This is a genomic window from Streptomyces sp. O3 (assembly GCF_054788135.1).
The window spans coordinates 67,775-93,502 of record NZ_JBTVYK010000005.1; the positions used below are offsets into that span (position 1 = coordinate 67,775).

The following is a 25,728-nucleotide window of genomic DNA, read 5'->3' on the forward strand; positions in this document are numbered from 1 at the left end:
TCTTATGACCCCGGCCCGCACGGAAACTCATCGGCCGCGGCGTGATGGATTTCGGGTCAGTCCCACTCCCAGCGGATGCCGTGGACTCCGGGACGGGTCGGGGTCTCGGCCAGGTGGACGGTGTGCCAGCCGGTCAGGCGCAGCTCCGTGGCGTCGTTGGCCGGTGTGGACACGTTCGGCTGCCAGGCGCGGTAGCAGCGGGTGGGCAGGGCGGCCGGGTCGAACTGCACCTGGAGCAGGTACGCGTGGGCCGGGAAGCGGAACCAGCGCTGGTAGAAGTGCGCTGGCGGTCCGCACTCGCGGTAGCCGAACTCGTACTCGATCACGTGTGTTTCGCCGCGTTGCAGGGGGCGCTCGAAGAGCAGTTCCATCGCCGTGACTCCGGCGTCCGGGTCGGTCCGTACGCGGCCCGTGCGGCAGTAGGCGGAGTGGTGGAGGTCCGGGAGTCGGCCCAACTCGTTGTGGTGCACCACCACATGGCGGTCGACGCCGTCCGCGCGCGCCCGGAACACCAGCCGGGTGTGCACGCTGCGCTCCTCGCGCTCGGGCCCGACCTGGAAGCGCTCGTGACAGCTCAGCCACTCAAGCTGTCCGTCGGCGGTGTGTTCGATCTGGCCGAGGAGTCTGCCGACGCTGCCGTGCACCGGGCAGACGTCGCGGTAGGACAGCGCGCCGGGGACGTGCCGGGCCCAGCGGCCGCGGGGGCGTGGCGGGCCGAGCCGGGCGACCAGGGACTCCTGCGGTATGCCCAGGATCTGCTCCAAGGCGCGGACGGCGTGCAGCGAGTGGGAGCGTTCGGGGCGGCAGCGCCCGCGCTGCCAGTTGGAGAGGCTGGCCACGCTGACCCGGATGCCGCGTTCCGCGAGCCGGGCGTGCAGCCGGTCGAGGCTGAGGCCGCGGGCCCGGATGGCCGTACGCAGGGCAGCGTCGAAGGAGTCGGCGTGCAGCAGGTCCGGCTGCCCGTGGCCGGGCGTGGTGCGCGTACTGGTCACCATGTGCGCGGTCCTCCTGCCCCCGGTACCTTCGTACTCAGGCGAGCACGAAGGTACCGGGGGCCGCGGGCGCAGTCGAGAACAGCGAACCAACTCGCTTCCCGCGCCGCACCCGGACGCCTGGCCCCCACGTGTGGTCGGAAGGCCAGGGTCAGAAGGCCAGGGTCGGAAGGCCAGGGTCAGAAGGCCAGGGTCAGAAGGTCAACGTCCACGCGTCGAGGTAGCCGCTGTCGTTGACCGCCGTGTCCTTGATCCGCAGTTTCCAGACGCCGTTCGCCGGTTCCGCCGAGGCGTCGACCGTGTCGGTCTCGTGGATGATGTCGCCGTTGTCGTCGGGGTCGGGCGTGCGCAGCCGGTAGGCCGTACCGCTGGGCCCGATGAGGTCGATCCGCAGATCGCCGCGCCAGGTGTGGTGGACGTCCTGGTACACCGACAGGGACGCGGGCGCGTTTCCGCTGATCCCGCTCACAGTGATGGACGACTCGGCCTGCCCTAGATCAGGGATGTTCACGTTGTCCGTGTTCTCGAAGATCCTGCCGGGGTCGCCGCCGCCTCCGTAGTTGACGAGGTTGCAGCACCGGTTGCGGTAGATACGGGTGCCGCCCCGCTCGGCGTACCCCTGGTAGGCCGACGAACCCTCCCACCAGGTCCAGCCGCCGATCTCCCTGCCCCGCACCGCCACCGGGGTGTTGCCGCCCGACCCCGACCACAGGGTCCAGTGCGTGTGGTCGCCGTTGGCGGAGCCGCCGCACGGGAGTTCCTCCGCGATCCTGCCGAGGTACTCGCCGTGCGCCACCGCGCTTCCCGAGGACTTGTCGGTGGTGTCGCGCAGGTGGTAGTAGCCGGTGGTGTAGCCGTTGTCGTGCATCACCGTGATGTACGGCCAGCGGCCACCGCTGGTGCAGTGCCGGTACATCGTCCCGGCCCGCGAGGCCCGTACGTTGCCGTCGCCGCCGTAGAAGTCGATCGAGTTGTACGGGCGGGACGTGCCGCTGTTGCCGTGCACACCCCAGTGGGCCCAGCCGGTGTTCTCGCGCCACGGCAGCGAGAGCCCGGTGGCCGCGAGCGGCTCGGGCGACGACGTACGGGCGAACGGGGCGCGCTCGGAGTCCTTGACCACCGAGGAGGGCGCACGGTGCGACAGCGCGGCGAAGGCCGGGGCGCCCTGGAGACCGACCTGCCAGGAGTCGCCCGAACGCCGGGCGACGAACAACGAGACCACGGGGGAGGTCTCGACGCCGCGGGGGATCAGGAACGCCGAACTCCCGAACGTCCACGTGCCGTCGGCGGACCACCGCTGCGGCTCGACCAGGACGTCCAGCTTCGCCGACGCCGTCAGCCCGTAGCCCTCCCTGGCCTGGCCGCCGAGGCTGCCCTGCATCGCGCCGCTCACGACCTGCTTCAGTTCCCGCCCTGGAGGCGGCGGGGCCGCGGCCCCGGCACTGCTCGCCGGGAGCACCGCGGCGGAAACGGCGACCGCCGCGCCGAGTGCCGTCAGGACGGTACGTATCCGTCTGTTCGCGTTCCTGTTCGCGTTCCTGTTCGCGTTCCTGTTCGCGTTCCTGTTCACGTTCGCTCCTTCTTCGGGGTGGGGGACGCGCCTCGCGGCATCGCGGGCGCCACCGCCGGGTAATGTCCGCCGCCCGGCGGGGCGGGACAACAGGGCGAAGGAGCCGGGCGCGCAAACCCTGAACGTCGCGCTCTAAACGCTGAAATCAGTCCGGAGCAGTCGCGAAGGAGCTGGCATCGCGCCTGGTGGGGGCGGGTGCGCACGCGTGATTCCGGTCGGCCGCGGCGGCCGTGCCCGGCCGGGCGGCAGCACCCGGTTGAATCTTTAACCTTGAGGGTTGAGGATGGCCGGGTCCACCCCCGTGGAACCCGGCCCCTCTCATCGCGGGTTTTGCTGCACCCCAGCGCACCGGATACCCCCGACCAGTGCGTGACCAGTGGCGCAACACTCTGGTGTGAGGGGCTCGGGTGTGAACCTACACCCTGGTCGCGGGCGGACGTCAACTAGAGTGGTGAGGGGCTGCCGCGTTCACCTCTCGACCCACACCAGAGTGGGCGCGGTGACGATCAAGACTAAGGATGTACGGACGTGACAGAGGAAGAGCCGCGCACGTTCGCCGAGCTGCTGGACTACCTCTTCAAGGAGGTCCACCCGCGGCATCGCGGGCCCTATACGTACGCCGAGGTCGCCGAGGGCATCCAGGAGGCGTCGGGGGGCCAGGGCAAGGGGCTCACCGCGAGCGCGATCCAGCAGCTGCGGACCGGCGCCAAGAAGAATCCCACCCGGCACACCATCAAGGCGCTCGCCGACTTCTTCGGTGTGCCCGCCGGGTACTTCGTCGACGAGGAGGCCGCCCGTCGCACGCGGGCGGAGATCGCCGTACTCGCCGCGATGCGAGACCAGAACGTCCGTACCGTCGCCCTGCGCGCCAACGGCCTGAGCACCGAGACCCTGCAGATGGTGACGGCGGTGATCGAGCAGGCCCGGATCCTGGAGGGACTGCCGGGCGAACCCGCGCCCGACTCCGACTCCGACTCCGAGTCCACGCCCCAATCCGCGCCGAACAACCTAAACCTGGACGACTAGCGCTCCTCGTCACCCGGACCTTCCGCCAGGGACCGGCCAGGGACCGGCCAGGGACCGGCCAAGGGCTTGGATCCCCTTGGCCGAGGCCCGAGTATTCGTCTACCCTTTCGAGCGATTCGCCGCCCACGCGGCCAGCCCCGGAACCGGACCCGGCCCCGGACCGGACAGCGTCAGGACGGACGATGGACCTTGAGCGGCTCCGTAGCGCGTGCGAGGAACGCGTAGCGGCCCTTCGGCTCCCCCACCGCTTCAACACCCGCGACCTGTGCGACGCCGTGGCGGCGCTGCGCGGCCGTCCGATCCTCCTCAGACCCCTGAGCACGCTCGGCGCGATCGACGCGCCGTGCGGAATCCGGCTGGAGACGCCGGAGGTCGACCTCCTCTTCTACGAGGAGGGGACGTCCACGCTGCACCAGAACCACATACTCGCGCACGAGGTCAGTCACATCATCTGCGACCACCCCGGCAGCCTGGAGCTGGGCGCCGACGCCCTCGCCGCCGTCGGCTTCAGCCCCACCCTCGTCCAGCGGATGAACGGGCGCACCAGCTACTCGACGGACGACGAGCGCGAGGCCGAGATGATGGCGACCGTCATACGGCAGCGCGTCTATCGGGGACGCGAACTTCCCCCCAGCGAGCCCGCGCAGGGCGCCGAGCGCTGGGAAGCCCTCTTCGCCAGGCCCGACAGGGCCGACAGGGCCGACAGGGCCAAGCCCGCCGGGGCTGCCAGACCCGCCAGGATCAGACCCACCAGGATCAGACCCACCAGGAAAGGCCATCGGCACCCATGATCGACCTGTTGTTCTCGGGCGTGGCCGTCGTGCTTCTCCTCGCCGCCGGCTACTGGGCCCGCGGACGAGGCGGCGACCGGCCGACCGGCACCTGGCCCATGGTCGTGCTGCTGGTCTCGTTCGCGCTCGCCTTCCTCTCGTACGTGCCGTTCGTGGAGAACGCGGTCGAGAGCGTCGTGCCGCATGTGGGGCGTCTGCTCAGCAACTCGTTCACGCTGGCCGCCGCGACCTCGGTGCTGGCGTTCATGCTCCAGCTCAACCTGGAGCCCGACGCGGCCCGGCGGGGCATCCGGCTGCGGGTGCTGTTCCTCGGGATCGCCGTCGCCGGGATGACGGTGTTCTTCGTCGCCGAGCAGCTGACCGGCCGGTCGCCCCAGCTGTACGCGTTGTACGTGCTGATCTACATCTCGTATCTGGGCGTCACCGTGAAGGACTTCGGCCAGCAGACCTGGAAGCAGTCCCAGCGCGCACGGCGGAGGAGCCAGCGCGTCGGACTCCGGGTCACCGCGTCCGGCTGTGTCTTCGCGCTGCTCTACGCCGCGTACAAGGTGTTCGCCCTGCTGTCCGTCGGGCTCGGATGGGGGTTCGTGCCGGACGGCGGCCGGTGTTCGACGCCCGTGACTCCCCTCCGCTGCGGATTCAGCGTGACCGCGCCCGCCCTGGCCGTACTCCTCATGGCCGTGGGCCTCACCCTCCCCGCGGTCGCCTGGCCGGTCAGCCAGTTCCTGCGACGGCGCTGGGAGTCGCGGTCGTACGCCGCACTCGGCCCGCTGTGGGCGGACGTCACCGGCGCGACACCCGAGGTGGTCCTGACGGCCTCGGCCGAGGCCGGAGCCCCCTCCGGCGAGCGGCGCCACCGGACCGACTCCGACACCGACTTCCTCCTGCACCGCCGCGTGATCGAGATCAACGACGGCGCGCTCGCACTCCGCCCCCACCGTTCGCGGTACGTCCAGGAACGTGCCCAGCGGGCCGTCGACGCGCGCGGCCTGACGGACACCCCGGAAGGACACGCGGTCGTGGAGGCCGCGGTGCTGCGCGCCGCCGTACGAGCGAAGAAGTCGGGGGACGAGCCGCGGCCGTCGCCTGATACCGCCGCTGACAGCGCGGCCCGGACCGCCGCCCGCGCGGGCGACCTCCGCGCCGAGACCGAGTGGCTGCTCCTCGTCGCCGACGCCTATGCGCGGGACGGGATCGCGCGTGGGGACGATGACCGCGACCACGACCACGGTGATGGCGGCGACGGCGGCGGTGGCGACGGCGGCGGTGGCGGCGACCTGGCGCCCGCCGGAACGGACGCGCGGACGTGACCGACCCGCTGCGGGACCCGAGGTTCTTCGCCGACCCCTACCCGACCTACGCCCGGCTGCGAGACGCGGCCCCGGTCCAGAGGGTGCCCACCGGTTCGGGAGGGCACTACAGCTACCTGGTCACGGGGTACGCGGAGGCGCGGGAGGCGTTCGCCGACCCCCGGCTGTCGAAGGACACCGTGCGGTTCTTCGCCGACCGGCCGTCGGGGCGCGACCTCCATCCGGCCGTCGCCCAGAGCATGCTCGCCACCGACCCGCCACGGCACACCCGGCTGCGGGCGCTGGTGACGAAGGCGTTCACCACCGGGGCCGTCGCGCGCCTGCGCCCGTACATCGCGGGCCTGGTCGACGAGCTGCTCGACGACTGGCCCGCGCACGGACCGGTGGACCTGGTCGCGAGCCTCGCGGTGCCGCTGCCGGTCACCGTCATCTGCGAGATGCTGGGGGTGCCGTCGGCCGACCGTCAGCGCGTGCGCGCCTGGTCGAACGACCTCTTCGCCGCCGGAGACACCCGACGCATCGACCGCGCCTCACACGCCGTCGCCGAGTACATGACCGACCTCGTCGCCACCAAACGCCGCGCGTCTGAATCCCGCTCGCGGGCCGGGGACCTGCTCGACGAACTCATCGCGGTACGCGACGGCCAGGACCGGCTGACCGAGGACGAACTCGTATCGCTCGCCGTGCTCCTCCTCGTAGCGGGCCACGAGACCACGACCAACTTCATCGGCAACGCGGTCCTGGCCCTGCTGCAACACCCGGATTCGCTCGCGCGGTTGACGGCCGAGCCACAGCTCATCGGCGGCGCGCTGGACGAGTTGCTGCGCTTCGACTCACCCGTCGGGATCGCCACCTTCCGCTACAGCACCGAACCCCTCACGCTGGGCGGTACGGAGATCCCCGCGGGCGTACCGGTCCTCATCGCCCCCGGCGCCGCCAACCACGACCCCGCCCGCTTCCCCGGCCCGACCCGGCTCGATCTCGCCCGCCAGGCCGCCGGGCACCTCGCCTTCGGCCACGGCGTCCACCGGTGCCTCGGCGCCCCCCTTGCCCGAGCCGAAGCCGAGCTGGCGCTCCGAGCCGTCGTCTCCCGCTTCCCCGACGCCCGGCTGGCGGTTCCCGCCGAGCGGCTGGAGTGGCGCCACACCCGACTGATGCGCGGCCTCACGTCGCTCCCCCTCATCGTCTGAGCCTGGCTGGGCAGCGTGCGTGGGGCGTCATGGGCAGGTGGTCGGGGTGGGGCATGCCTGACGGTGACGGCTTGGGGGTGTGGTGGGCGACCGGGGCGAGATGCCAGCGAGCCAGGACGGTGGCGAGGGTGATGACGCTCTCGGTGACGGCGTAAGTGTCGCCTATGCGCTTGCGGCCGCCGGCGCCGAAGGGGATGAAGGCCGGCGGCAGGAGTGTGTGGTGGGGCCGGTCGGGATCGAAGCGGATGGGGTGGGGGAAGAGACGAGGGTCGCGGTGGAGGGCGTAGCCGTGGGGTGCCGGGCGATGTCGTGGAAGGCCCAGCTGAGGGTGGAGGCGACGGTCTCGGTGCCGGCGAAGAGGAGGTGACCATTCGTCTCGTACCTCGGTGTCGGTCAGAGGTGAGGCCAGGAGCGTGGACAGCAGGTCGGGGCCGCCGTTGGCGTCTTGGCGACGGGCGGTGGCGATGAGGCTGTCGATGCCCTCCTCACGCGAGTCAGGTCCGGTGCTGATTTCTCAGCACCGGACCTGACCCGGTGTTTCTCTGTCGGGGTGGTCGGCAGCTGTGCCTGGTCGCGATAGCTGCCACCTGGTCGCGACGACTGACACCCGAAGCGCGTCTGGCCCCCGCCACTAGACTCCGGCACCATGACGGCCGCCACTCCTATGTCGCCCATCCCGGTTGCACCTGCTGGCCTGAGCGACCGAGCCAAGAGGTTCATCGAGGTGGACGGCGTTCGTGTTCCTCGGCAGGGCATCGGGCAGCGTCGGGGGAGGTGGATCGAGCACGGGGTCCCGGCCGTGGAGATCGACCGGGCCGCGGCCTTCCAGGACCGATGGGGCGGTCTCGCGCTGCCGCCTGCCCCGTTCTACGAGGGCGGTCCGCGCATTCTGGACGCCGGCTGTCCCAAGGGCTCCGCCGCTGAGGGCTGGTTGTTTCGGGCAGGAAGCTGCCGGGTGTCCATGGCCTACGGATTCAAGATCGGCCCCGACGGCGCGTTCGGGATCGATGCCTACCGCTGGACACCGCTGCATGCCAGCACAGACGGATGGGTGGAGTCCTTGGCGCTCGCCGCCCATGCCGGTCGCTGTGCCAAGACGGTGACAAGGATCAAGGGGAAGGCTGTCGAGTCATTGGACCTCGTCGGCTTCGAGCCGGTGCCTGAAGTGCAGGGCGTGACGGACACGTGGTGGCGGGGCAAGGACTCGCTCATCGCCCTCTACCGAGGCGAGGCCGTCGGCATGGACGCTCCGCGATGCCTTGAAGCCCATGTGTACGGCGGCCTCGACGAGTGGGGGCTCCACGGCGGCTGATCGCCGGCGCCGCCGAATCCCAGCGCCTACCTGGCCGGACGGCCCGCGCTGTCGCGCTCAGTCGCATCGGCCTGAGCAAGGTTCTGGCGTACTCCGCCGATGTCGTCTATCGCGACCGGTCACAGCAGCGCCGGGTACGCGGCGGCGCTGGTCACGAGCGTTCTGGCGGGCGGCCGGGGACCGGTCATGACGCCCAGGGTCAGTCTGCCTGGCCGGGTGTGAGCGTGCCGGTGAGGTGGTCGTAGGCGGTGTGGGCGTGGAGGCGGACGCCGGTGACGAGGGTGGAGTCGTCGGCGTAGAAGTGGGGGTTGTGGTTGGTGACCAGGCCGCGTCCGCCGGGTACGGGGACGGGGGCGCCGTCCTGGTTCAGTTCGGCGTCCTGGACGCCGAGCATGACGTACAGGCCGCCGTAGCGGTTGACGAACTCGGAGACGTCGTCGTAGCCGAGGGTGGGGGAGGTCTCGACGACCTTGTCGTCTCCGACGACGCGGCGGAAGGTGGGCAGGCCGGCCTCGACCCATTCGGCCTTGTTGTGGACGGCGGGGACGTCCTGGAGGCAGTCGACGGCGGCGGTGCAGCCGTACGCCTGGGCGGTGTGCTCGGCGAGTGCGGTGAGGCGTTTCTGGACGTCGCTCATGTCGGTCTCGACGGTGCAGCGGATGGTGCCCCACAGAGTGACGGTCTCGCCGATGATGTTGAAGCGGCCGACGTCCTCGATGTGGCCGATGGTGACGGTGACCGGGTCGAAGGCGGGCAGCTGGCGGTAGAGCTGGCCGATGCCGGTGAGGATGCCGCCGACGGCGGGCATGGGGTCGGTGCCCTGCCAGGGGGTGGAGCCGTGGACCTGCTCGCCGGTGACGACGATCCTGATCAGGCAGGAGGCGCCGTACTGGTTGCCGACCCGGTAGCCGACGTAGCCCTGGGGGTAGGGGGTGACGTGCATGCCGAACGCCATGGTGGGGGCCGGATCGTTGAACGCGCCCTGGTCGACCATCTCGCGGGCGCCGCCCTTCTCGGTGACGGGCGGGCCCTCCTCGGCGGGCTGGAAGACGAACAGGACGGTGCCGGTGAGCTGTTCGCGTACTCCGGCCAGGACGGTGGCGGCGCCCATGAGCATCGCGGTGTGGCAGTCGTGGCCGCAGGCGTGGGAGACGGGGAACGGGCCGCCGGGGTAGTCCTCGTCGACGACCGCGGAGGCGAAGTCGACCCCGCTGAGGTCCTTGACCGGCAGGGCGTCGATGTCGCCGCGCAGCGCGATGACCCGGTCGCCGGGTTTTCCGCCGCGCAGGACGCCGATCACGCCGTGCCCGGCGATGTCGGTGCGGACCTCGTCCAGGCCGAGGGAGTGCAGGTGGTCGGCGATGTACCGGGCGGTGTTCGTCTCCCGGTTGGACAGCTCCGGGTGCTGGTGGAGGTGGTGGCGCCAGGCCACCACCTGGTCGGACACGCCGGCCGCGCGCCGGTCCAGCTCGGTGTAGATCGCCTCGTCGCCCATGCTCCGTACTCCGTTCCTGTTGCTCCCCCTCGCTGTCGCCTCTCACCGTAGGAACGGGCAGGCTTTCCGTGCCTGTTCAAACGGACGCGGCCACACGCGTACAGCCCTGCCGCACCGGGAATTCCCGCCTGTTTTCCGCGTCACCCGTTCGGGTTATCTCACCTGTTCGGGGCTACCGGGTGGGCGGCCCGCCGCGCCGGGGCGCTGCTGGCGGCCGTCGCCTGGGACGCGGGGCCACTGCTGGTCGGCCGGGTGCTCCAGGGCCTGTCCGTTGACTTCGCCCGCGAGGTCGTCGTCGAACCCGACGATCATGTGGAGTTCGGCGATGGTTTCGTCCGTCAGCTCGATCGAGCGGAGCGTGTGGGGCATGGTGCGGGCGGCGTCCGCGATGATCGCCGCGTCGCGGGCGTCGGTCTTGCCCTCACCTGGATAGAGGTCCGCGATCCGCCGCATCGTCAGGCCCGGCAGATACGCCACCTCGCAGCCCGCGTCGCGGCTACGGCCAGTGGCAGAGCACCGATCGAGGCGGGCTGGTCCACGACGACCAGGACCCGGCCGTACTTGGCCGTGAGCTTGTCGAGCATGGCCCGCATCTTCGGCTCGCTGTTCGGCAGCGGCTTGTCGACGACGCTCCTGCCGTCCGGCATGAGGCCGGTGGCGTGGTGTTCGCCCTTGCCGACGTCGAGGCCGAGGAAGACGGCCACGTCGCGGATGTCGATCACTTCACTCCTCCTGGGAGGGTCTTGTCTTCCCGCCCAAGGCACGGCGTCGGCATCCGGCAACCACGTGACGAAGAGCGTTGCCGGCGGACCGGCGCTCCTGCCCCTATTAGCGATCTACCGGCGCCTCCCGACCCGGTGACACCACCCCCCGGGGCATGGTCGACAGGGGGCAAAAGTCATGCCGGGCCAGAAGGCCGGGAGCCCCAAGATCGGGGCCGTCTAGAAGGTAACGGGGCAGTCTCGCCAGACGTCGACGGCCTGATGCGCAGTTCCGCACATGAACTCTCCGGTCGGCGCCAACAGCGCTGACTGAAGCTCACTGCGCCGGATTGAGTGCTCCGCGTGGGCCGGGCATACGGCATCTACCAGGCCATGCGCAGTGCTGACATGGGGGCGGGCCTCGCGCGGGCCTCGCTCGCGAGTATCCGCCGCCAGGCCGTCGGGCCGCACCCGTGGGTCGATTCCGACGGGGGGCGGACTCGCCTCAAGGCGCGGCCGGTGGCACGGCCGATGTGGCTGCGCGGCGGTATTCGGCGTTCATGCGCTGTGCCTCTTCGAGCTGGTCTTCGAGGACGATGATGCGGCAGGCGGCCTCGATGGGCGTGCCCTGGTCGACCAGTTCGCGGGCGCGGGCGGCGATGCGCAGCTGGTAGCGGGAGTAGCGGCGGTGGCCGCCCTCCGAGCGCAGCGGGGTGATGAGGCGGGCTTCGCCGATGGCGCGGAGGAATCCTTGTGTGGTGCCGAGTATTTCGGCGGCCCTGCCCATGGTGTAGGCGGGGTAGTCGTCGTCGTCGAGACGGCCGTACGAGTCATCTGCTGTCATTTGCACCTCTCTGGGAAACGCGTTGAGGGGCCCTGGCACCGTAACGGCACCAGGGCCCCGAAGGAACTACTACACCACCTGCCGGCCCTGATACTGCGCCGGCCTTCTGTGTCCGCGTACCCGACCTGACTGCTGCCGGGACTGCGGGGATCGCGGTTGCTTGACCGGAGACCACCTCACTATCGATGTCCTGCGGTACCCGGACTCAGACTTCCGCCCGGGCGATCCTGATGGCGCGGGTTCCTCCGTTCTTCCTCGGTGATCAACTACTTACTACGGGTACTGCGGGTGATGCGAACTGCTCAGTGGCCTGTGGCAGCGCCACTCTTCGACAGCCAGCCCGTTGCCTGTCCTGCGTCTGCTCTGGCTTGGAACCCCGCTGCCGGATTTCCCGGTGCGCGCGTCCGCAGCCGACGCCTTCACCAGGAGTACCGCTCACTGACTTCACTGCTGGGTACTGCGCACTGCACTCACGGGTACCGCACCTGCACATAACCGCGGTCCCGCTCACGGCGGCCCCTGATCACTGCGGGCCACCCGGTCCGGCCGTCAGTCCCGTCGCCGTCCTGCGAAAACCTTGGCTTCGAAACTCCACCGCCGCACCGTCCTGCGAACTACAACCACTTGTCCTGCTGGTACCGCTTGCCCGGCAGTTCGTTTCTGCCGGGCCCTGTCTGTCTCTCTGGGTTACGAGAGAAACCATAGCTACGCCAGCACCCAATGTCTACTCCAGCCGACATAGATTTTCGCATGCTCGGTGGTCAGGTAATCGACCTCGAACAGTGATGCGAAGGGCGGGCCGGGCGGTGGCGAGGGCTCGCGATGGGCGGGCAGGGCCTGCGAGGTTCCGAGTCAGGGCTGTGAGGTGCGGGAGCGGCGTTGGTCGCTTTCGTCGCGGAGGTCTTCGGTGCGACGGGTCAGGTCGCCGACGCGCGTGGCCCGGTCGGGTTGGAGGGCGGCGAGGTGGGCGTGGGTGTGTACCAGCGGTTCGAGGAGCAGGGCGGGGTCGCTGTTCGCGAGGGCCGCGGACAGGTCGGCCTGTGCGTCCGGGGGCAGGGTGTCGAGGGCGCTGATCTGTCCAGCGAGTTGACGCAGGTCGGCGGCGTTCGATCGGGCCCAGGTCATGACGGTGCGGTCGGCGGCGCGGCGGTCGCGGATCGTCTGGACGCGTTGCTCTCCGGTGGTGCCGGGGTTGCCGGGGCGTACGCGGAGGTAGCGGCGTTCGGCGGCCTGGCGGCTGGTGACGCCGAAGGGGTGGGCGAGGTCGGCCCGGCTGGCGTCGGCGTCCCGGGCGGTCTCGATGAGTCCGGGCTCCCATGCGGCTAGCTGTTCGCGCAGCTCACGCAGGGGGAGGAGGGCGGTGAGCGCTTCCTCGCTGGAGCTGTGCGAAGGCGTGTCGGGGGTGGTCGCGGACAGCACTCGCCCACGAGAGCCTCACCGCCGCGGCGCCCTACGCCCAGATGCTCGAGTGCGTGCGCTACGAGGGCGCCCACCCGACCCTCGAACGCGCCGACGAAGCCGTCCGCCGCGTGCTCGCCGCGCTGGGACGACAGCTCGTCGCCGACGAACGCGTCGACCTCGCCGCCCGGCTCCCCGTCGAGGCCGCCCTCGTCCTCACCGCCCAGGTCCCCGCCGTCACACCCCTCACCGGGTGGGAGTTCGTCAAGGACCTCGCCCAGCGCACCGACAGCACACCCGCAGCCACCCGCTGGAACGTCGGCGCCGTCCTCTCCGTCGTATCCCAGCTCGCCGGACCCGAACTCCTCGACCGCATCATCAACCAGCTCCCCTCCGGATATGCCCTCCTCTTCGGGAGAGCCGAACTCCACCAGCCACGGCGCGAGACCGCCTCCTCCTGACCCGTCCTCCGCATGTGCACCCCAACCTCGACGGCGGCACCGGAGGCTTCGGTGACGGCCCTTCTCGCCCGGTGGCACGACCGGTTGAGGGGACGACGGTACGAACCGTGAATAAGATCGGCTCCCATGTCGAAGCTTGACGAACTGCTCGTTGACGTTGCCACGCTGGTGGAGTCCGGGCAGAACAATCAGATGTCCTTGACGGTGGTCACCGGTGGCGCTGTCATCACCGGTCGACTGGCGCCCGAAGCAGTGTGGAGGCAGCGGGTCTCGGAGGTCCTGGCGGACTCCGACCGCCTCGGAGAGTTCTCCGCCGTCTTCACCGCTACGACACGGAGGGACGGGCAGCCCGCGTATCTGCACTTCCACATGGCGCGGATCCTTCATGGCACGGTGGGGATCCCGGAGACGGGCGGGATGTACCGCGTCTCGATCGCGGACGTCAGCGCCTGGACCATGGGCGACTTCAGCTACTCCGATAACTGACTTCGCGCCCTTGGGGAAGCCCCTCCACCGAATAGGCGAGAGGGCCCGAGTGTCAGCTCACGTTCGCCCGCGTGCCACGGTCAGGCCGCTGCCGGGGCGCCGAGCATCGCGGAGGCGTGCTGGAGGGCGTCGAGGCCGCGGGCGGGTGCGGTGTTCTGGGGGAGGCCGCGACAGGTGAAGCCGAGCTTGGTCATGGCGCGGAGGACTTCACCGGCGCTGAAGTCGCGGCGGTCCTGACGTGTGATGGCCTGACCGACCTGCTTGACGGGGTAGGCGCGGCGGCCGATGATCACGGACTCGCCGACGACTTCTTCGGGCTTCACGCCCCGCATGGTCTCCAGGACGCCGCTCTTGGAGAGGTCGAACGGGAAGCGGGCGATGACACAGCGCACGATGCCTCACAGGGAGAGGAAGGGGATGGTTCCGCCGTGGTGAGGCGGTTCACGCGAGGACGAGGATGGGCGCGGGGGCGCCGTGGGCGTCGGCCTGCTCGCGCACGACGGACGGGGTGACCGTCCGGGGACGTACCGCCCGCCCGATCGTCAACGCGGTGGCCGAGGTGAGCGGCCCGCCGTCGCCGGAGAGGTCGCGCAGCTGGAGCCGGTCCGTGTAGACGGCGCTGTCGCGGACGGCGGTGAGCTGGGCCCGGGTGACTAGGCCGGTGCACTGGCCGTCGTTGTCGCAGATGAGCAAGTGCCCGGTGCGGGCCGCGGCCATGACGGACAGGGCCACCTCGACGGTCATGTCATCGCAGACCTGTAGTCCGGCCGTGTCCACGGCGTCGACCACCGTCCTGGGTACGAGGGCCGTGTCCGTCGAGCGGGGCTGCATCTGGACCAGCGTCACAACGTGCCTCCTGAGGAGATGGGTCAGCTTCCGGATCACGAGGCGCTCAGGCGGCCGCGCCGAGGACGGAACTCCGCCCGCCAGAGCGCCGGGCGGCTGAGGCGGGACCGCGCCGACCGCGCGAGGTCGTGCCGCGCTTACGCTGCTCTGCGGGCGGCACGGTGATCGTCACAGGAACGCCGGAGGGGGTCCGCGCGCCGGTGATCCGGGCGAGCGCCTCCTCGCCGGAGCGGACCCGGGTGGTCTCGGGCACGATCCCGGCGGCCGTCATGAGGCGGGTCATGTCGCGGCGCTGGTTGGCGGTGACCAGGGTGACGACGCTGCCGGACTCGCCGGCCCGCGCGGTGCGGCCGCCGCGGTGGAGGTAGTCCTTGCGGTCGGTCGGCGGGTCCACGTTGACGACGAGGTCGAGGTTGTCGACGTGGATGCCACGCGCGGCGACGTTCGTGGCGACCAGGACGGTGACGTGCCCAGTCTTGAACCGGGCGAGGGTGCGGGTGCGCTGCGGCTGCGTCTTCCCGCCGTGCAGGGCGGCCGCCCGGACACCGGAGTTGAGGAGTTCCTTGGTGAGGCGGTCCACGGCGTGCTTGGTGTCCAGGAACATGATCACGCGGCCGTCGCGCGCCGCGATCTCCGTCGTCAGCCGCTGCTTGTCCGCGCCGTGCACATGCAGGACGTGGTGCTCCATCGTGGTGACCGCGCCCTGGGGCGGGTCCACCGAGTGGACGACGGGATCGGTGAGGTAGCGGCGGACGAGCAGGTCGACGTTGCGGTCCAGGGTCGCGGAGAACAGCATCCGCTGTCCCTCGGGGCGGACCTGGTCCAGGAGCGCGGTGACCTGCGGCATGAAGCCCATGTCGGCCATCTGGTCGGCCTCGTCCAGGACGGCGATCGCCACCTGGTTCAGCCGGCAGTCGCCGCGGTCGATGAGGTCCTTGAGGCGGCCGGGGGTGGCCACTACGACCTCGACGCCGCTTCGCAGCGCGTTCGCCTGCCGACCGATCGGCACGCCGCCGACGACGGTGGCCAGGCGCAGCTTCACGGCGCGGGCATAGGGGGTGAGCGCGTCGGTGACCTGCTGGGCCAGTTCCCGGGTGGGGACCAGGACCAGCGCCAGCGGCTGCCGGGGCTCGGCGAGCTGCCCGGCGGTGCGGGCCAGCAGGGCCAGGCCGAAGGCCAGGGTCTTGCCCGAGCCGGTCCGGCCGCGGCCCAGGACGTCGCGGCCCGTCAGGGAGTTCGGCAGCGTCGCGCCCTGGATGGGGAACGGGACGGACACGCCCTGCGCGGAGAGCGCGGCCAGGAGGCGCCGGTCCAGGGCCAGGTCGGCGAATGCCTCGACGGCGGGCAACGCCGGAGTGATCGTCTTGGGCAGGGCGAACTCGCCCTGCCCGGTGGCGGGACGCCTGCCGTATCCTCCCGACCGGCTCGGACCTCCCGACCGGCTCGGCGTGGACGAACCCGAGCGACCGCCCCGGCCCGTTCCGGCGGAGGAGTCGTACGTGTGGCCGCCGTCGCGGCGTGTGCGGGAAGAACGGCTGTTCGTGCGCGTGGGGTTCATTGAGAACCTTCCTTTGATACGGCGCGTATCGAGGAATTCCCGCATGGAGAAGCAGCGTGGGGAATCACAGGCACGGGCCGAATGAAATGCGAAAGCAGGCAACTTGGCTCACGACAAAAGAATTGTCGGCACGAGCTGACGTGAAAAAATGCGAGAGACGCAGATGCGGGTAAGAACCCTGAGAAGCGCATGCAGCTGAGGCCCGCACCCCGAGGGACGCGGGCCCCAGCTACGTATTACGCGTCAGCGTCAGGCGGCAACGATGTTCTCGGCCGTCGGGCCCTTCTGGCCCTGCGCGATGTCGAAGGAGACCTTCTGGCCCTCCTGGAGCTCGCGGAAGCCCTGGGCGGCGATGTTCGAGAAGTGGGCGAACACGTCAGGGCCGCCACCGTCCTGCTCGATGAAGCCGAAACCCTTTTCTGCGTTGAACCACTTCACAGTGCCAGCAGCCATGTCATATCTCCTTAGGGCAGTACACCGGCATCCGTACCGTACGGATGCCGTGTCGCCGCGATGATGCCCCGCCCGGAAAATGACCGGAAATACAAGGCGCTTCCGTACGGCATGCGGCCGACAGGAGGCGCTTGAAGTTTTTGGGTACCAAAACTGCAACTGGGTTCGACAGTAGCACGTAACCATGTCCTGCGTGCGTCGAATATCTCCCCTGTATGCCGCCGACAAAAACCCTGTCCGCGATGGCTGCTAAAACCTCAGGCCGCGAACACAGTTATTCATGCACTCCGAATGCGGCGTTTCGGAAGCGAGGCGGTCAACCACTGCGGCGTCAGCAGGTCATCGGAACCTGCGTATGCGGGGCCCAGCCCGGCCAGTCCACCTCGGCCCCGTCACACGCGTCGGCCTGGACGCGGACGCCTGAGACGAGGCCCCGACACGTCTGGTCGTCGACGATCAGGTCGTGCGCCGAACTGCGTGACTTAGGAGCCGGATCCCGAAGTCGGCTCCCCGCCGCCCCCGGAAACCACTCAGGGGCCTGACCCGCTCTCGCGGATCAGGCCCCTGACCTGGTGTTTCGGCTGTCGGGGTGGCGGGATTTGAACCCACGACCTCTTCGTCCCGAATGAGGGTCGGGCGTGATCATCACCGGTTGGCTTGCTGTTTTGCCTGTTCAGGGCGTTGGGGTGGGGTGGTGTCGGTTGGTGTCGAAGGGGCTTGGGGAGCGGGTCGGCTCCCAGATGGCTCCCAGAGCCCAGCATGGCGCCGACATCCCTACGTCTGACGTGACAGGTCGTCCACCAGAAGGTCGAGAGTGGCCTCCTCATGGAGTGCGACGCCGAGGGCGGTCATGGCGGGAGCGAGATCCGGGTCCCACTCCGCGTCGACCGGCTGGCCGTCGAGGGCCAGTTGTGGGATGCCCTCGGCCTGACTGCGAGCGGCCAGGTGCTCGTAGTCCGCGGTGCCCATGCGCCACGGCCGGGCTTCGTAGCGGCGGATGACCCGGTTGGCCAGAGCGATCCCAGGCCAGTCGAAGTCGCCGTGGTACGCGAAGCGGCAACCCGTGGCGGCGAGGGCGTCGAGAAGAGTGAAGACCACGGTGGCCGCGCTGCCGGAGGTGCACACCAGGGGCTGGACGCAGGCCGCGTCCGCCGCGGCTTCCACCACGCGCGGATTCTCACAGATGTGGATGAGCGTTCCGGCGGGGAGCTGCAGCCGGAGGTCATGCAGGTCGCGTGGTGTGACGTGCACTTCGGCGTGATGGTCGGCTCGCTCCCGCAGAGCACGCTCCCGCCAGCCCTCGCCGTCGGGTCGCAGTCCGTACGTCAGCACCGTGCTGGAGACCTCGTCCGGCGTGACGGACACCAGCCGCCACAGAGCGCGTCGGCCGGCCGCGTCGTCGGGGAACTCGGTGCCGTGGGCGAGGGCGACCCCGCGTTGGACGAGGCGTGCGAGCCAGGTGCCGTCGTCGAGGCCGTGCGCGGAGCCGGTCGTCATGGCGGCGAGTTCTCCTCGACCGCGTGTGCCGTTGCGTTCAGGTCCGTCGGGTCCGAGGAGAACGGTGAGGACCTGGACCGCCTGCTGGAGTGTCCATATCGCCGCTTCGGGCGTCACTCCTCTCGGAACACCGGAACGGCGCAGCAGGTCGTACCACTGCCGGGGCCATTCCTGGTCGGCGAGTGGGGAGGCGTCCAGTGACGAAGCAAGAGACGACCACACCTGTTCCCGCCGTGCCGCCACGTCCGCGCGGGCGGCACGGCGGTCGGTGAGTGGCGGGCCGAGTTCCTCCAGGGTCTGTCTGAGGCCGAGTCCGGCGGCCGAGGCGCGTAGCCGTGCGTCGAGCACGTCGAGCCGTATGGTCACGGCGGTACCTGTGAGGGGTTTGCCCAGCAGGAGAGACAGGTCGTTGCGTTCCTGGGCGTTCATCGCGGTCAGTCGGAGCGAACCCGTGGCCTGTACGCCGTTGCTCTCCAGGCGTTTGCGTGCCCCCTGCCAGAGCCGGGTGAGTCCAGGTCCCGTCAGCCAGTCGCGCGTCGCGGCGGGCAGCCCGCTCATACGGACACCAGACGCCGGTGCCGGCCGTTCCAGGTGTAGTGAAGAGTGGCCACCCCGCGTACGTGGGGATCACGGAGGCACTCGTATATGTGCAGGGACGGAACCTCGGGCCAGTTGCCCATGAGCCGCTCGCTGGTGAGGACGAAGTCGAGATCGAGGTCGACGAGTATGCGGCCCAGCCGGCCGTGGGTGGGTTCGTCGACCTTGGCGAAGGCGTCGTCCAGGAGAATCAGGCGTGGTGCATGCGGTGCCGACTCGGCGAGGCTGGTGAAGTGGGCGGCTGCCGCGGCGAAGAGCACGAGGTAGGAGAGGACCCGTTGTTCGCCCTGGCTGAGACCGGTCCGGCCGGTCAGTTTCCTACGGCGGCCCGGAGCCGCGTCCTCGACCACGAAGGTGTGGAAGCGGAACCAGTCGCGGTAGTCCAGCGCGGTCCGCAGATGGGCGGCGTAACCGGCTGACGGGTCGGCACGGCGGGCGTCCTCGATTCGGCGTTGCAGCACCTCGCGCAGCTGCTCGGTCTGGTCGCGCGTCCTGAGGCTCGACGGACTGCGCAGCAGCTCGACGGCCGCGCGCACATCCGCGTCCACGTCCTCGTCCAGCTTCCACAGCAGCTCGACACCGAGGCCGTGGGAGGTGCGCACGGTCCGCAGGGTGTCGTTGAGAGCGGCGACCAGGTTCGCCGCGGTGATGACCTGCGCCGAGAGGTGGTCGCCGAGCTCGCCGGTCAGGAACCGCTGGAAGACCTCGCGTTCGCGCTCGGTGAGCCGTCCCCGGGCCTCCGCCGCCTGCACGGCGATCCGCTCGCCCACGGCTGCGACGTCATGGGACCCGTGGTCGTCGACCAAGCGGCACACCTTGATCCCGTCGCGCTCCTCCAGCTGCGCGTCGAACCCGCCGGCCAGCTGGTCGCGCAGATCGGTGTGACGGTTGAGCAGAGTGCTGTCCGACACCTCGCCCTTCGGGCGGCCGAGGGCTTGCTCCACGGCGTCGGCGAGGGCCCGCAGCGCTCGCAGACGGCTGCGCACGTCCGCGGCGGGATCGTCCGACACGTACTCGGGCAGCGAGGACCGGTCGAGGCCGGCGCCGCGCACCACCTCGGGTCGGCTGAGAGCGCCGCGAAGAGCGCTGCCGACGTCGATGACCGTGGTCTCCTGATCCACCAGGTTCCCGCGCAGGCGCTTTTCGTCCTCTTCCGCGCGTACGCGCAGGTCGTGGAAGTCGTCGCGAGCTCGTTGTGCCGCGGGGAGCGCCTGTACGGCGTTCGCGATGCGCTGCTTGGTCTTCTGCTCGCGGGAGAGGATCTCCTCCTCGGACGACCCGATGGCCTCCTCGCGGGTGCGCAGGTCCTGTTCGGCGGTGCGCAGGCCGGTGAGGTGGACCCGGTAGCCCTCTTCCGCGGCCAGGCGATCCTCGCGGGCGCGTCCGTACCGGTCGGCATCGGCCTGGTTCGTACCGAGCCGCTCGCCCGTGCCGTTGACGGCCCTGCGCAGATGCCCGATACCGCTGAGCAGGCCGGCCAGTGCGGTGTGCACACGGTCCAGGGAGGCGGGGTCGCCGGGCAGGTCGTGGGCGGAGGCGGTGGCCTCGGCCTTGGTTCGCGCCGATACCGCGAGAGCGCGTGTCTCCTCGGCCAGCCGCGCCGCCCGGGTCGCCTTGGCGGTCAGGTCGCGCAGGGTCTGCTCGGCTGATTCAGTCCTGCTCCACGCGTCCGCGAGATTCCGTGCCCTGGGGAAGTCCCGTTCCGCGAGCGTGAGAGCCCGGCGCATGGCATCGGCTACGGCGAGTTCCTCGCGGACATCTGCCAGCCGTTGTTCCGTATGCGTGATCCGCTCCTCCAGATCGGCGAGGATGCGTCGCCGAGTCTCGGCGCGTACGGCGGCCCCCACGTACTCGGTGGCGCCCTTGTCATGACGACCGCTGAGTACGCCCAGACGCCAACTGCCGTCGTGGAAAACCGTGTTGTGCGCGGAGGTCTCCTGTGCCGATGCGAGTGCGATGGTGGCCAGGAGACTCCGCACCTGCTCGGAGGTGACGCCGCAATCCGGTTCGGGGGCTGGGCGCAGGGCCGAGGCGAGAGTCGGCCCGTCGGGTAGCACGGGACCCGGCTGGAGAAGGGTGTCCTGGGTGTGTGGATGGAGAAGGACGCCGTCCGCACTCACCCACGCATCCAGGATTCCGCTCGCTTCCAGCGCCCCTTCCAGACCGGCTCGGTCGGCCGGAGCCAGGTCGTCCGCGAAGTCCACGAGCCGGTAGAAAGGGGCTCCACTGCCCGGCCTCCTTTCGGCGGCGCGATGGTGCGGGGCCGGTGGCTCGGGGTCGGTACGTTGCTCCCAGTCCCGCTTCTGCTCCGCCAGGCGGTCGAGTTCCTCGCCGAGTCGGCTGACGCCGAGTACCAGGGCGTCCCGGCGTTCGGTGAGTTTCTCGCCGTACGGCTCCAACGCGGCCTGAGCGGTCAGCCACGCCTGGCTGTCGATATCGGGCGGCAGCGTGCGGTCCGCGAACGGCGCATCGGTAGAAGTCTCGAGTCCGACGACGGCATGGACGGCGTCAAGCGACGGGTAGTCGGCACCCAGCGCATTCCGCGTGCGTGCCGTCCACTCAGCGACTTGACGGGAGTAGGCGCCGCTCTCCTCAGCGACCTTCTCACGACTGCCGTCGAGATGGCCGGCAGCGTCCTCTGCCTCGCCTTCCAGCCGTTCTCGCTCAGCATCAGCCTGGGCTGCCCCGGTCCGGGCCTCGTCCGCCCGTGAGATGAGGTGGGTCACCTCCTGAACCATCCGGGCCCGGTTTCTCGCGACCGCCTCGGCGATTTCCAACTGGTTCTGCCAGGACTGCAGCCCTTCCTGCGCCGTGACCGTGTCCACTCGGGCCACCGACCGGTGCCGTACGGTGCGCGTCTCCCCGTCCGGAGTCGTCAGCTCGGGCTCGGTGGCCTGGGCGAGAACCGTGCGCGGCAGAGCCACCGCCTCGCCGAGGTGGCCGGTAGGAAGCCCGGCCTTCTCCGCCTGCGTCAGCAGCTCCCGGTGTTCGGTTCCCAGCTCGGCCAGCCGACTTCCGAGGTGTTCGACACCTTCGGCCAGCCGCTCCGCCGAGCCCTCCTCCGCGTCGTGTGCGTTGCGCAGGGTGGTGAACGCGGCCACGGCGGCGGTGTGCAGCGCCTCGACCGTGCCGCGGCGCTCCGACAGTTCGCGCAGGCCGCGGTAGGCGTGACTGGCGTGCAGGGCGGCCAGGTCGGTCCGGGCGTCCTGTTCCTCTTCGCGCAGCGTCTCCAGTCGGCCCTCCGACTCCTCCTCCTGCGTCCTCAGGTCGCTCGTCCGCTGTGCGGCGTCTCCGGCCGCCCGGCGCCGCTGAGCGAGGACGCCCAGCTCGTGGCTCACCCTCTTGGCGGAGGTGCGCAGGACCCCGGTCAGGTAGCCGCGGTAACTGGTGAGGAACGTACGCAAGGCCGCGTCGGTGCGTTCCAGGCGGCCGAGTTCGTCCCGTACGGCGTCGAGGTCGTGGAGGTTGCGCGCGACCTTCTCGACCACGTCCTCGTCGAGCCCCGGCAGGGTCTCGCTCAGCAGGGAGACCAGGCCCCCGTGTTCGATCCGGTCGCCGACCGTCGGGCGCCGCAGCCGGTGGAGGAGCTGGGTGAGATTGCGGTAGCGCGTCGCGTCGGTGATGCCGAACAGGTCCCGGGCCACACGTGAGCGGTGCTGGACCGCACGGTCGGTCGTGTTGTCGGGGCCGACGATCTCCTTGAGCCGGTCGACCGGCAGCGGCTTACCGGCCTCGACCAGGTGCAGGTCCTCACCGATCCGCAGCGGGGTGACGAAGAACGTCGGCAGCGCCTTCTGCGTCGACTTCGAGGCTCGGATGGCGGCACCGAGCGTCAGGTGGCGGTGACCGCCGTCGTCGGCCGTGCCCCGGAACTCCACCCACAGATACCCGAGACGGTTGGTCTGCTCGAACCCGTCGAGCATCAGCCAGGCAAGTGTGGTGCGGCCGGTGCCTGTCGCGTCCAGTGCCCGGGAGTCGCCGTCCAGAAGATACGGAAGCAGCATCTCCAGGGCCTTGGACTTGCCCGCGCCGTTCTTGCCGCGCAGCAGTAGCCGCCCGTCGCCGAAGGAGAACTCCTGCTCGTCGTACTGCCAGACGTTCTGGATGCCTGCCCGGTGCAGCCGGAAGCGGGTGCCGGTGGTTGTCGCAGCGCCGGAACGCGGCAGCGGAACGAGGCCACGCGCGTCAGTGGTCATAGCGGCAACTCCTCTTGAACGTCCTTGCCTTTGCCGACCGCGGTGGCCGGGCGCACCGTGACTTGGGTGGCGTAGCGGGCCGCTGCGGCCAGCAGTACCCAGCCGTCGCCGCCGGGCCGTGCGCCATGGACATCGGTCACCGTGCGTCCTTCCGACGCCTCTTCGACGTACCCCTCCGGCAGTCCTTCGCCCTCGGCGCGCAGCCGGCCCGCGCGGGCCATCAGCCGCATGCGGACCAGCAGGTCCAGTACGGCCTCTCGCAGGGAGGAAAGTTCCGCCAGGTAGCCGCGTTGCCAGTTGCTGCGCTGCCCGTACTCGGCGATCAGCTCGGCCAGCACCTCATCCACCAGGCCGTCCGGGACAGCCACCCCGATGATGAGTGTCCCGCCGGTCGCAGGATGCCCCGGTTCCTGCGGCCGAAGCCGTTCCACGAGTCGTTCCGCCAGCAGCAGCGCGGCCTGTGCGACGGTCCCCGTGCCCGGCAGGTGCAGATCCGTGAGTTCTTCCTCGGGGTCCACCAGCGCCACGCCCTCGGCACGGATCTCCATCTCCAGACCAAGGAGTTCGGAGAAAGCCTGGGCCTCCCGGCGCTGCCGGGTGCGCAGCCAGTCACGCTCGGCGTCCGTGAGCTCGTCGAGGTGGACGACGGGTGTCTCGACGAGCATCCGGCGCACGTAGGTGCGTGGTCCGCCGAAGCCCGGGTCCGCTGCCCGCCGGACCAGGTCGGCGCCGTTCTGTGCCTGGGAGAGCGGGCCGGCGACGGCCACGCGTGCCAGCTCCCGGTCTATCGTGATCAGCGCTTCTCCGCCCGCCTCCTGCGCAAGCGCGGCCACCTGGCCCTCGGTCTCGATGAGCACGCCCCAGTCGACGAGCCGGCGCAGAGCCGCGACCAGGGTCCGCTTCCCGGCCGCCCGGCCCGTTTCCTCCAGCTCGATTCCGGCGTCGGCTGCGGCAGCCCTGATATCGGCGACCAGGTGTGACAGGAGCATCTGCTCGGGCGCGGTCACCAGCACGGACAGGGCGAGCGCGAGGCAGGCGTACGTGTGTGGGGTGAACGGGGTGCCGGTCGAGCGCTCCAGCCGATGACCCGAACCCGTCCCCAGCCCCGCCTTGAACAGGCGGGCGTAGGAGCTGTCGACCAGCAGGCGGTAGCCGAGCACCTGCTGGAACCGTTTGCCCAGCCAGTCGGCGTGCCTGCGGATCAGCGGGAAGAGGTCGGCGTGGGGGCCGTCCGATGCGATCAGCGGGTGGGCGAGCAGCAGCCGGGCGGCGGTGCGGCGCTCGGCTGCCAGGGCTACGTCGTGAGTCGAGGGGAGGGTCATGACACGCTCGCCTCCGCTTCGCCGCCGACCGCGGCGGAGGTGCGTCCGATGTCCAGCTCCAGGTCGTCCAGCAGCAGGTCGCCGTCGGCCGAGTACAGCATCGTTCGCGTGCCCGCCGTCCGGCGCACGGTGAGGCGGATACGCAGTTCGGCGTCTTCACTGCTGGCCGAGTCGAGGTCGAACACCGCCGTGCTCTCCCCGTCCGTGCTGACGGGCCTGCTGAGCTGTGCGTTTCCGAGCGCTGTGGCCAGTAGCTCCAAGAGCAGGCCGAGCGCCGCTGACGTGAGGCGTACCTCGGCGAACCGGCCGGACGCGCTGCGCAGTTCGTCCGCCGCCGCTGCTCTGGCCGCTGCCCGCTGCCGTGCGGCCTCCCTCAGCAGCTGCTTCTGCGCGGAGTGGTCCTCCACCGCGGAGGCCCGGCCCCGCTGGGCGCGGCTGCCTCTTTCACGCAGGGACACCGGTACCTCGACCACCGGACCGGTCCACCAGCTCGTGTAGGCGGGCACCACCTCGTCGGTGGCCGGAGGTATGCCCAGATGGCGGGCGCCGTACAGCCCGAAGGCGGCGACGGCGATGTCGTGTGCGTCCCGCGGCGCCGCTTCGTCGAACCAGCGGGCCAGCCGCAGCAAATCCTTGCGCCGGGACATCTCCCCGGTGGCCGATCGCAGCATCCGCTTGGCGTTGGCGAGCAGCGACTGCAACGCGCGCAGGGTGGCGTCGCGTAGCTGGTCGACCTGGCTGCCTTGGCCGTCGGTGTTGCTGAACCAGCCGCGCAGGCCCTCCCAGTCGGCGAATTCGCGGCCCCGGCTGCGCTGGATCCGGACGTCCGGTCGGCCTTCGCCCTGTGCCTGTGCCTGCGCCTGCGTCGAGAGCCCGGTGAGCCCCTGGGCGTGGGAGTCCAGCCGGTCCAGCAGAGCCGGGATGTGCGGCCACAGGGTGTCCAACGCTGCCGCGATCCGGGGCGCGCGGAACGCCACGTCCTCCGTGATTGCCTCGACGTAGTCTAGGAGCAGCTCCTTGAAGCCCTGGTACTCGGCGCTGTCCAGGTCGTAGCGGGACAGCACCTGGCCGAGGTACGCGTAGAAGTCGCGTATGGAGTCCGCGAACTCGGTGAACTGCACGAACAGCGTGCTGATCCGCTCCAGTCCGTCCTGCGGCTCGACGCCGCCCGGCGCGGTCACGAGGTCGGCCAGCTCCCGTAGTCCGCGCTCGACCAGGGCCAGCAGTTCGTTGCTGACCTCGCGGGCGGCGTCGGCCTCGGTCAGGACCCCGTCGGCGTCCCGCTGGATACGTTCGCCCAGTTTCGACAGCTGGTAGCGCGAGCGGGAACGCTGGTACTCGCTGATGCTGGACGCGTTCACGGTGTGGCTGCTGCGCAGCAGGTTTCCCCAGGCCACCAGCTGTTCCAGCCGGACTGTGAGGGTGTCGGCGTCGAGCCCCGCGGCGGAAGTACCGGCCTGGCGCAGTTTCACCATGATGTCCGGAACGGCGAGATCCGCCAGCAGCGTCCCGCAGAAGACCCGCATGATCGCGATGTGCTCCAGCCGCTCGGGCGCGCTGAGGTACGTGTACGCGTTCAGCCGCCGCCGCGTCTCCTCGTCGGCGTCCTGACCTGCACCGGATACTGATGCCCCCATGCCCGTGAGGTTACGCGGCACATATGGGCGCCGCCGGTGCGTGGCC

Annotated in this window: 21 protein-coding genes and 1 pseudogene; 7 read left to right on the top strand and 15 right to left on the bottom strand. The window is 70.3% G+C overall.

The features are described 5' to 3' along the window. Nucleotides 1-56: 56 nt before the first annotated feature. On the bottom strand, nt 57-995 hold the full coding sequence (locus ACX6XY_RS04560) for a helix-turn-helix domain-containing protein (RefSeq protein ID WP_460326614.1): 939 nt from the start codon (nt 993-995) through the stop codon (nt 57-59). A 190-nt stretch (nt 996-1,185) separates the two neighbouring features. Continuing rightward, the gene (locus ACX6XY_RS04565) at nt 1,186-2,562 is read right to left on the bottom strand and encodes a proprotein convertase P-domain-containing protein (protein WP_460326617.1); all 1,377 of its coding nucleotides are present in this window, start codon (nt 2,560-2,562) and stop codon (nt 1,186-1,188) included. A 528-nt stretch (nt 2,563-3,090) separates the two neighbouring features. Between ACX6XY_RS04565 and ACX6XY_RS04570 the strand changes: the two genes are divergently transcribed. From ACX6XY_RS04570 to ACX6XY_RS04585, 4 genes are all read left to right on the top strand, one after another. Beyond that, entirely contained in the window at nt 3,091-3,588 is a 498-nt protein-coding gene (locus ACX6XY_RS04570) for a helix-turn-helix domain-containing protein (RefSeq protein WP_460326619.1), read from the top strand. A 182-nt stretch (nt 3,589-3,770) separates the two neighbouring features. After that, on the top strand, nt 3,771-4,379 hold the full coding sequence (locus tag ACX6XY_RS04575; RefSeq protein ID WP_460326621.1) for a regulator component: 609 nt from the start codon (nt 3,771-3,773) through the stop codon (nt 4,377-4,379). After that, complete coding sequence (locus ACX6XY_RS04580) at nt 4,376-5,689, top strand: MAB_1171c family putative transporter (protein ID WP_460326623.1); 1,314 nt, start codon at nt 4,376-4,378, stop codon at nt 5,687-5,689. Before ACX6XY_RS04575 ends, ACX6XY_RS04580 begins: the two co-directional genes overlap by 4 nt. Continuing rightward, entirely contained in the window at nt 5,686-6,879 is a 1,194-nt protein-coding gene (locus tag ACX6XY_RS04585; RefSeq protein ID WP_460326625.1) for a cytochrome P450 family protein, read from the top strand. Before ACX6XY_RS04580 ends, ACX6XY_RS04585 begins: the two co-directional genes overlap by 4 nt. Here ACX6XY_RS04585 and ACX6XY_RS04590 read toward each other — a convergent pair. Next, nucleotides 6,869-7,201, bottom strand: a complete 333-nt coding sequence (locus ACX6XY_RS04590; RefSeq protein WP_460326778.1) for a cytochrome P450 — start codon at nt 7,199-7,201, stop codon at nt 6,869-6,871. The two genes, ACX6XY_RS04585 and ACX6XY_RS04590, sit on opposite strands and share 11 nt — an antisense overlap. A 324-nt stretch (nt 7,202-7,525) precedes the next feature. Between ACX6XY_RS04590 and ACX6XY_RS04595 the strand changes: the two genes are divergently transcribed. Next, the gene (locus tag ACX6XY_RS04595; RefSeq protein ID WP_460326627.1) at nt 7,526-8,191 is read left to right on the top strand and encodes a hypothetical protein; all 666 of its coding nucleotides are present in this window, start codon (nt 7,526-7,528) and stop codon (nt 8,189-8,191) included. Nucleotides 8,192-8,390: 199 nt separating this feature from the next. On the opposite strand, the gene ACX6XY_RS04600 is transcribed toward ACX6XY_RS04595, so the two are convergent. The 4 genes and pseudogenes from ACX6XY_RS04600 to ACX6XY_RS04615 all read right to left on the bottom strand — a co-directional run bounded on the left by ACX6XY_RS04600 (nt 8,391) and on the right by ACX6XY_RS04615 (nt 12,650). Continuing rightward, nucleotides 8,391-9,686, bottom strand: a complete 1,296-nt coding sequence (locus ACX6XY_RS04600) for a M20 metallopeptidase family protein (RefSeq protein WP_460326629.1) — start codon at nt 9,684-9,686, stop codon at nt 8,391-8,393. Between the two features lie 276 nt (nt 9,687-9,962). After that, nucleotides 9,963-10,408 (bottom strand): annotated as a pseudogene (locus tag ACX6XY_RS04605) (IS110 family transposase); the annotation flags it as partial. A 484-nt stretch (nt 10,409-10,892) separates the two neighbouring features. Further along, nucleotides 10,893-11,231 carry a MerR family transcriptional regulator gene (locus ACX6XY_RS04610; RefSeq protein ID WP_460326631.1) on the bottom strand — a complete coding sequence of 113 codons (339 nt, stop codon included), beginning with the start codon at nt 11,229-11,231 and terminating at the stop codon, nt 10,893-10,895. Nucleotides 11,232-12,083: 852 nt separating this feature from the next. Continuing rightward, nucleotides 12,084-12,650 (bottom strand): type III effector protein, encoded by a 567-nt coding sequence (locus ACX6XY_RS04615; protein WP_460326634.1) that lies wholly within the window; start codon nt 12,648-12,650, stop codon nt 12,084-12,086. Between the two features lie 41 nt (nt 12,651-12,691). On the opposite strand from ACX6XY_RS04615, the gene ACX6XY_RS04620 reads away from it, so the two are divergent. Then, nucleotides 12,692-13,090, top strand: coding sequence for a DUF2267 domain-containing protein (locus ACX6XY_RS04620; RefSeq protein ID WP_460326636.1), 399 nt, complete (start codon nt 12,692-12,694; stop codon nt 13,088-13,090). Between the two features lie 126 nt (nt 13,091-13,216). Beyond that, complete coding sequence (locus ACX6XY_RS04625) at nt 13,217-13,576, top strand: hypothetical protein (RefSeq protein ID WP_460326638.1); 360 nt, start codon at nt 13,217-13,219, stop codon at nt 13,574-13,576. An 80-nt stretch (nt 13,577-13,656) separates the two neighbouring features. On the opposite strand, the gene ACX6XY_RS04630 is transcribed toward ACX6XY_RS04625, so the two are convergent. The 8 genes from ACX6XY_RS04630 to ACX6XY_RS04665 form a co-directional block, all read right to left on the bottom strand. Continuing rightward, the gene (locus ACX6XY_RS04630) at nt 13,657-13,968 is read right to left on the bottom strand and encodes an SCO5918 family protein (RefSeq protein ID WP_411057018.1); all 312 of its coding nucleotides are present in this window, start codon (nt 13,966-13,968) and stop codon (nt 13,657-13,659) included. 49 nt (nt 13,969-14,017) lie between these two features. Further along, nucleotides 14,018-14,422, bottom strand: coding sequence for a CBS domain-containing protein (locus ACX6XY_RS04635; RefSeq protein WP_460326640.1), 405 nt, complete (start codon nt 14,420-14,422; stop codon nt 14,018-14,020). A 46-nt stretch (nt 14,423-14,468) separates the two neighbouring features. Then, nucleotides 14,469-15,980, bottom strand: coding sequence for a DEAD/DEAH box helicase (locus ACX6XY_RS04640; RefSeq protein ID WP_460326642.1), 1,512 nt, complete (start codon nt 15,978-15,980; stop codon nt 14,469-14,471). A 249-nt stretch (nt 15,981-16,229) separates the two neighbouring features. Then, complete coding sequence (locus ACX6XY_RS04645; protein WP_356603469.1) at nt 16,230-16,433, bottom strand: cold-shock protein; 204 nt, start codon at nt 16,431-16,433, stop codon at nt 16,230-16,232. Between the two features lie 774 nt (nt 16,434-17,207). After that, on the bottom strand, nt 17,208-18,488 hold the full coding sequence (locus tag ACX6XY_RS04650) for a TIGR02679 family protein (protein WP_460326644.1): 1,281 nt from the start codon (nt 18,486-18,488) through the stop codon (nt 17,208-17,210). Continuing rightward, on the bottom strand, nt 18,485-22,723 hold the full coding sequence (locus ACX6XY_RS04655) for a TIGR02680 family protein (RefSeq protein ID WP_460326646.1): 4,239 nt from the start codon (nt 22,721-22,723) through the stop codon (nt 18,485-18,487). The genes ACX6XY_RS04650 and ACX6XY_RS04655 overlap by 4 nt, the downstream gene beginning before the upstream one ends. Further along, nucleotides 22,720-24,045 carry a TIGR02678 family protein gene (locus ACX6XY_RS04660; RefSeq protein WP_460326648.1) on the bottom strand — a complete coding sequence of 442 codons (1,326 nt, stop codon included), beginning with the start codon at nt 24,043-24,045 and terminating at the stop codon, nt 22,720-22,722. Before ACX6XY_RS04660 ends, ACX6XY_RS04655 begins: the two co-directional genes overlap by 4 nt. Beyond that, nucleotides 24,042-25,682: a TIGR02677 family protein gene (locus tag ACX6XY_RS04665; RefSeq protein WP_460326650.1), complete on the bottom strand. Its 1,641-nt coding sequence runs from the start codon at nt 25,680-25,682 to the stop codon at nt 24,042-24,044. The genes ACX6XY_RS04660 and ACX6XY_RS04665 overlap by 4 nt, the downstream gene beginning before the upstream one ends. Nucleotides 25,683-25,728 lie beyond the last annotated feature (46 nt).